4 protein-coding genes are annotated in these 5,669 nt (G+C 57.0%); all 4 read right to left on the bottom strand.

The window, feature by feature from the left end:
• A partial coding sequence (locus IRZ24_RS16025) for a hypothetical protein (protein ID WP_297166223.1) occupies positions 1 to 711 on the bottom strand: 711 nt, incomplete at its 3' end.
• 6 nt (positions 712 to 717) lie between these two features.
• Positions 718 to 2,157, bottom strand: coding sequence for a MurT ligase domain-containing protein (locus tag IRZ24_RS16020; protein ID WP_297166220.1), 1,440 nt, complete (start codon positions 2,155 to 2,157; stop codon positions 718 to 720).
• A gap of 515 nt (positions 2,158 to 2,672) precedes the next feature.
• A complete protein-coding gene (gene proS / locus IRZ24_RS16015) occupies positions 2,673 to 4,130 on the bottom strand; it encodes a proline--tRNA ligase (RefSeq protein ID WP_297166217.1) in 1,458 nt (485 codons plus the stop codon).
• Positions 4,131 to 4,804: 674 nt separating this feature from the next.
• Positions 4,805 to 5,140 (bottom strand): tRNA-binding protein, encoded by a 336-nt coding sequence (locus IRZ24_RS16010; protein WP_297166214.1) that lies wholly within the window; start codon positions 5,138 to 5,140, stop codon positions 4,805 to 4,807.
• Positions 5,141 to 5,669 lie beyond the last annotated feature (529 nt).

Raw genomic sequence — 5,669 nt, 5'->3', positions numbered from 1 at the left:
ATCATCCAAAGGTGGTAGCTCAACATGGCCGTAGCGCCGAGCCAGCGCCCGTGTAATCAGCAGATCAGTGAACCAGGGATTCTTTGGGAGCACAGGGCCATGCAAATAGGTCCCGAAGACATTTTTATAGACCGCCCCCTCATAGCCATCCTTGCCATTATTGCCCCAACCGGCTAAGACCCGCCCCAGTGGCTGAGCACCTGGTCCCAGGTAGGTTCGTCCGCTATGGTTTTCGTAGCCAACCAGGACCTGCCTGCCGCACTCAGGGAACTCACATTCGATGGCAATGTGCGTCATAAAACGGGTACTGCCCCCTTCAGTATGCAGGTCAAGGATGCCCACACCTTTCAGCTCGGGGCCTTCAAAGGGCTTGTAGGAATGCCCCAGCAACTGGTAGCCGGCACAGACAGCCAGGAAAACAGTATTAGACTCCGCCGCCTCTCGTAACGAAGCCGCTTTCGCCTGCAGATCGCGGGAGGCCACTTCCATTTCTCGGTCGGCCCCTCCGTGGAAGAGAATGAGATCATACTGAGTAAAATCCGGTGTCTGCTTCACAAAAATCTGATCAATAGCTGTTTTGATCCCACGCCATTTACAGCGCTTTACAATCGCGAAAAGATTGCCGCGATCGGCGGCCACACTCATCAACTGGGGATAGAGATGCCCAATGCGTAACACCAGGCGCGTATCTTTTCCCTGCTCGTTCGCCATGCCTGCTTACTCCTCCCAATAGGGCTTGACCCAGCCGCGTTTCTGCATAATGCGGCGCAGCTCCTGGGTTGGCGTATAGCTCGCCATAATATAGAGCGTGCCGCCAGGACCGGCATTCTGCAGCGCGGCGTTCAGAGCGGCCTCACGCTCATGGATGATGCGCACGCGATCAAGCGGTACTTCTGCATATTTCAAGCGCATCGCCAGCTCTTCGGCCTTGGTCCCGCTACAGATGACATCGGCCACCTGGGGAGAGATCTCCTCCAAATCGACATCCCATAGCCAAGCGAAGTCTTCACCGTCGACCACCGTATTGCTGGCAACCAGCAGCAGATGTTTGTCGCCTGGATGCTGGGCGACCAGACGCAAGACCAGATTGAAGGAAGTCGGGTTTTTGACGAAGGCCAGATAGATCGTCTGATCGCCGGCCTGGATCTTTTCCAGGCGCCCGAAGGCCGTACGGATAGTGCTCAAGGCTGCTGGGACCTTTTCAATGCCGAAGCCGGCAGCGATGGAGGCAGCGATCGCCGCGGCAGCATTGTAAACATTGTGCACACCGGGCAAAGGCAGCGTCAGCTCTAGCTGGCCAAGCGGCGTCTGCATCGTCACCTGTGTTGGCCCATCGCCCTGCGGGTCCAAACGGATGGAGGTCGCAGCCACATCCAGCGGTGGCAGCTCATAGCCGCAGTTGGGGCAGCGATATAATCCCAAGTGAGAAAGATAAGCGACCTCGTAGACCAGGTCCTCGTTGCAACGAATGCAACGAATCACATCGGCAGCATGCTCAGGCACGGGACGGCCAACGTCGGTCGTGCGCAAGCCAAAGTAGAGTTTCCTGGCGCGCGCCTGTTGACCAAAGCTGGCTACCTGGGGATCATTGCCATTGAGCACGATTGTGGCGGTCTCAGGCAGGCTCTCTAGCAGCTTGTTCAGAGCCTTCGCAACGGAATACAGCTCGCCATAGCGATCAAGCTGGTCGCGGAAGATATTGGTGATGACCACCACATCGGGCTGAATCTCGGGCATAGCCACCGGCATTGTGCCCTCATCGATCTCGAAGAGCAAGAGATCGCTATCGAGCCGCCCGAAGACATCTGCATAGTTGACGACAACGGAGGTCACGCCTTGTAGCAAGTTCGAGCCGGTGCGATTATGAGAAACGCGCTGACCGCTGGCATCGGCGATTGCGGCGGTCATGCGCGCAGTAGTCGTTTTGCCATTGCTGCCGGTGATCACAATTTTTTTGGCGGTCGTAGTCGCCATGACGGAGCGGAGCACATTGGGATCGATGCGACGCGCGATCATACCTGGCAGACTCGTGCCGCCGCCGATGCGAAAGAGGCGCCCCGAGGCCCCCGCCAATTTACCGGCGGAGATCGCCAGGGCCAGGCGCGCACGGCTTGGCCAAGAGATTCCCCCGCCACCATGTTTTGAGTAGTCAGCCATACGAAAAGAGCCTCCCAGCACTCAAGGCGGATAATTCATCGTGAGCAGTATAACAAAGGAGGCTCAGGCGGGCAAGTCAAATAGGTCTTCTTGCTAGCTTTCCTCTGCCCGGCCTGGCGCCCTGCCAGCATCCCAGTGCCTCACCCTGGCACCGCCTCAGCCCGCCAGCTCCGTATCGCCCAGCAGACATTGCCGTGATCACCTTCGTCTGAAGAGTTCCTTCCAGGGAGCCGCAGGCAGTCAATGCCGGCCTGCCGTCAGTATTCACCTGGGGCGAGGCGAAAGTAGTCTGTCCCTGGTCGAGCAGAGCAGACTAAACCTCGACTGTCGCTTCATCCTGCTGAGGCGCGCTGCTCCGCTTCGCTGCGCCCCCCATGCCAGTCTTGCCAGTGTCCAACCGAGCGGCAATATGACCACGCTGGAGGCAGCCCTCAATGGTCAACAACCATCAAGGGCGCCCCTCAACGTGGGCTGCGTCTTGCTGCTTCCATTGTCTCTGGTTAAGACTAAAAGGACTAATACGAACGCGCAAAGACGGCCTCGCAAGTGGCCGGCTTACCTGTGTAGAAACACTTCCCCTGGACGCCGCCCTCGGGCTGATCGAAGGGGATCACGCGCAGGGTTGCCTTGGTTTCCTCTTTAATTGCCAGCTCTGCTTCGCTATCTTCCGCCCACTTCACACGTACAAAGCCGCGCTTCTCGCGCATAATTTCCTTAAACTCATCGTATGTTTCAGCATAGTAGGTATGCTCTTCGCGGAAGGCCAAGGCTCGTTGGAAAAGAGCCTGCTGCAGCTCCTCGAGCAGCGCTGGCAGGCGCGTCTCCAGGGCATCGATCGCCACCGTTTCCTTGGCGCGATTATCACGGCGCACCAGTACTACGCTATTGTTCTGCACATCGCGCGGGCCGATCTCAATGCGCACCGGAACTCCGCGCAGCTCCCATTCGTTGAACTTCCAGCCCGGAGTATTGTCGCTTAAATCGACCTTGAGGCGTACTTTGCCTTTCAGCATACGCTCGATGCGAGCAATAGCCTCCATAATTGCCCCCTGGTCAGCATCCTTGCGCCAGATAGGCACCACCACCGCCTGATATGGAGCCACACGCGGGGGAAGAATCAAGCCCGACTCATCGCCGTGCACCATAATGATCGCCCCAATGATACGGGTGCTCAGGCCCCAGCTCGTTGTTGCGCAGTACTTACGCTGGCCATCGGAATCCAGATACTGGATATCGAAGCCTCGCGCAAAATTATGGCCCAAATTATGGCTGGTGGCTGACTGCAGGGCCTTGCCATCACGCATCATCGCCTCGAGCGAATAGGTGCGCAAGGCTCCCGCGAACTTCTCATTCTCGCTCTTGCGCCCATGAAGCACCGGAATCGCCAGGTCTTCCTGCACAAATGAGCGGTAGACCTCCAGCATCAGGCGCGTGCGCTCTTCAGCCTCCTCCAAGGTCCGATGAGCGGTATGGCCCTCCTGCCAGAGAAACTCTGCAGTGCGCAGGAAGAGCACTGTACGCTTCTCCCAGCGCATGACGTTGTTCCAGAGGTTAATTAAGAGGGGCAGATCACGATAGCTTTGAATCCACTTGGCGAAGCTATAGCCAATGATCGTCTCGCTTGTTGGGCGAATAGCCAGCGGCTCCTCCAGCTCTTCGCCTCCTCCACGTGTGACCCAGGCCACTTCAGGAGCAAAACCCTCTACATGCTTGGCTTCACGCTCCAGGAAGCTGCGAGGAATCAGCAGGGGGAAGTAGGCATTCATCACCCCTGTTTCCTTAAAGCGAGCATCCAACAGATGCTGAATATGCTCCCAGATGGCATAGCCATAGGGACGAATAATCATGCAGCCACGTACCGGTGCATAATCGGCCAGCTCGGCCTTACGCACTACCTGGTTGTACCAGCGTGAAAAATCGTCGCTCTGATCGACAAGCTCTTCGACGTATTTCTCCTTTGCTCCTTCAGCCATACTGAAGAACACCCTTTCTCTCACTCGCTGAGAGCAAGCAGACAGACGGACAGGGATAGGCCAAGAAACAGCCCAATAAAAAAACTCGCCCTTTGGAGAAGGACGAGCAGTAAGACCCGTGGTACCACCTTACTTGAGCTGCCTCTTGCGAGACAGCCCCACTCGCACGACCAGGCAGTCAGGCACTCTCTGAAGCGCCTCGCTTCATCTGCCTCTTAGCTACCCACCCAGCACAGTCTCCATTTTCTCCCTCGCTGTAGCCAGGCCCAAGCCGGCATCTCCCCGGCAGCCAGCGCCTGATCGTGTCCTCCTCTAACGGAGAGGGAACCGGTCGGCTCGTCGCCGACGCTCTCAGGTGGGTTCAGCGTGGTCACATTCGCCGGCTTGCACCGTCCCGGCTCGCTGTCGAACGGCCACCACGCTTACTAGTCCTGATCACCGCATTCCGACTATGCTCGCTGTTTCACAGCAGTCTTGCCCAGGTTGCCCCCTCTTCCCTTAGCCAGCCCTGTCAGCAAGAAAGGACCGGGACTACTGCTGCTCCGAATCGGCCACAGCTGCGTTACCCTCTGTGGCTCTGGCGCTCAGCATACACCTTTTCCTGTGGGCTGTCAAGCAGGTGGGGGAGGCAGACCAGAAGGAGAGAAGGAGGCGGGCACGTTAGCCCAGCCTCCTCAAAACATCCGTCCGCCAAGGGGGACCTCACGGGTGGGAGTCAACAGGATCACCTTGCCATCGGCATCGGGGACCCCCAGCGTCAGGACCTCAGAGCGGAAGGGGCCGATCTGCTTGGGCGGGAAGTTGACCACAGCAATGACTTGCATGCCAAGCAGCTCTTCCTTTGCATAGTTGGTGATCTGAGCTGAAGAGCGCTTGATGCCAATTTCAGGGCCGAAGTCAATGGTCAGCTTATAGGCGGGCTTGCGCGCCTGCGGAAAGTCTTCAACAGAGATGATTTTGCCCACGCGAATATCAACTTTTTCGAAGTCTTCATAGCTAATGGTTGCCATAGCAACAATAGCTGTCCTCCTTGTCTTGATGGCTTTCCTCTCTCTTCTCGCCGTGCCGTACTGGCGTGGCGCCTATTATAGCATAAGATCGATTGTACCGCCTGGGCGAATGTTCGACACCACGGGCTTGGGAAATGGAAAGTGCCCTGCTGCCCCCGGTCGCGTCGCGACCCAGAAGAAAAACACCCGGATCGGCGATCCTTCGCACGATCCGGGTGCCTCCGGATGGTATGGTCCAAGCAGAATGGGTACGCCAGAACACACAACTGTCGATCAGCTCAGGCCGCTGCTCTCACCTCCCGTTTTAGTTGAATGAGATCGTCATGACAGAGATCATGTGCGTGCAAATCGTGTGCCAATCCGCCGGCTAGAGAAGCCGCATCGCAACTGCTTCGTTGTGCAGGGCCTCTATCGTTACACCAGGATCATACGCCGAGAAATTCAAGAAAGTATGGGGAAGTTGTCAGATTTCTATCAAAAAATTTTTAGGCAGAAATAAGAACTGGCTCAGTCTTCAAGACGCCAATAG

It is taken from the genome of Thermogemmatispora sp. (genome assembly GCF_019683755.1).
GTDB lineage: Bacteria > Chloroflexota > Ktedonobacteria > Ktedonobacterales > Ktedonobacteraceae > Thermogemmatispora.
The sequence above is the reverse complement of the archived record's forward strand: the minus strand, read 5'-3'. Positions and strand labels throughout refer to the sequence as shown.

Excerpts from the sequence above, each read along its gene's own strand:
- proS (WP_297166217.1), bottom strand. The coding sequence starts at position 4,130 with ATGGCTGAAGGAGCAAAGGAGAAATACGTCGAAGAGCTTGTCGATCAG.
- IRZ24_RS16020 (WP_297166220.1), bottom strand. The coding sequence starts at position 2,157 with ATGGCTGACTACTCAAAACATGGTGGCGGGGGAATCTCTTGGCCAAGC.
- IRZ24_RS16010 (WP_297166214.1), bottom strand. The coding sequence starts at position 5,140 with ATGGCAACCATTAGCTATGAAGACTTCGAAAAAGTTGATATTCGCGTG.